This is a genomic window from Thiohalophilus sp. (assembly GCF_031581315.1).
In the GTDB taxonomy this organism is placed as follows: Bacteria; Pseudomonadota; Gammaproteobacteria; order UBA6429; family Thiohalophilaceae; genus Thiohalophilus.
The window spans coordinates 48402-49815 of the sequence record NZ_JAVLAZ010000004.1; the positions used below are offsets into that span (position 1 = coordinate 48402).

2 protein-coding genes are annotated in these 1414 nt (G+C 55.8%); both read left to right on the forward strand.

Annotated elements, in window-relative coordinates:
• On the forward strand, nt 1-303 hold a 303-nt coding region (locus RI563_RS01135; protein WP_310692486.1), incomplete at its 5' end, for a cell division protein ZipA C-terminal FtsZ-binding domain-containing protein.
• 191 nt (nt 304-494) lie between these two features.
• Nucleotides 495-1414: NAD-dependent DNA ligase LigA (ligA, locus tag RI563_RS01140; RefSeq protein ID WP_411293562.1), on the forward strand; the 920-nt coding region annotated here is incomplete at its 3' end.

The following is a 1414-nucleotide window of genomic DNA, read 5'->3' on the forward strand; positions in this document are numbered from 1 at the left end:
CCCGTTTTCAGCCTGGCCAATACCGTGGAGCCGGGGACGTTCGATCTCAATGCTATCGAACAGCTGCAGACGCCGGGGCTCTCCCTGTTTATGCAACTGCCCGCGCCGATCGACTCGCGCGAGGCCTTCGAGCTGATGCTCAAAACCGGTCGTAACCTGGCCGAACAGCTCGGCGGCGACCTGTGCGACGAACGGCGCAACGTCCTCACCCTGCAAACCATCGGCCACCTCAAGGAACAGATCGAAGCCTTCCTGTTCCGCCGCAAAATGGCCGGCTTGCAGAAGCAACGTTCAAAAAGATAAAAACAAACGATTCACCACCAAGACACGAAGACAACAAGTAAAATTCTTTTGACCTTATACTTTATTTGATCTGCTGGTAAGTTATGACGTTATTGTGAACCAGAAATATTTCGCTGATTTAATTTGAAAAGACCTTCTTGGTGTCTTCGTGTCTTAGCGGTGATCTTTTTTGTCAGGATTGGATTTAATTTATAATGAGTGCCAGTAATAAAGTTCAGCAACGCATCGACGAGCTGCGCGAGCAGATCGATTATCACAATTACCGTTATTACGTGCTGGACGATCCGGAGATCCCCGACGCTGAATACGATCGCCTGATGCGCGAGCTGGAAGAGCTCGAAGCCGAACACCCTGAACTGATCACCCCCGACTCCCCCACCCAGCGCGTCGGGGCCACGCCGTTATCGGCATTTGACGAAGTCAAACATGAACTGCCGATGTTGTCCCTGGGCAATGCCTTTGACGAGGATGAGGTCCAGGCTTTCGATCGCCGTGCCCGTGAGAAGCTGCAGGTCGAGACCATCGAATATGCCGTTGAACCGAAACTCGATGGACTGGCCATCAGTCTGTTGTATGAAAACGGCAAACTGGTGCGCGGCGCCACCCGTGGCGACGGGACTACCGGCGAGGATGTCACCCAGAACGTGCGCACCATCGAGACCATTCCGTTAAAGCTGCGCGGCTCCGACTATCCCGCGCGCCTGGAAGTGCGCGGCGAGGTGATCATTGCCAAACAGGATTTTGAGCAGCTCAACACGACGCGGGAGCAAGCCGGGGAGAAAACCTTTGCCAATCCGCGCAATGCCGCCGCCGGCAGCCTGCGTCAACTCGATGCGCGACTCACCGCCAAACGCCCGTTGTCGTTTTATTGCTACGGCGCGGGGCTGGTGGAAGGCGCCGAATTGCCGGATCGCCACAGCGCGACGCTGGAGCAGTTGCGCGAGTGGGGTATACGCACCAACTCCGAGACCCGGGTGGTCGAGGGAATCCAGGGCTGTCTGGATTACTACCATGATATGCAGGAAAAACGCGACAAGCTCGATTACGAGATCGACGGCCTGGTCTACAAGGTCAACCGGCGCGATCAGCAGGAACAGCTGGGGTTTGTCTC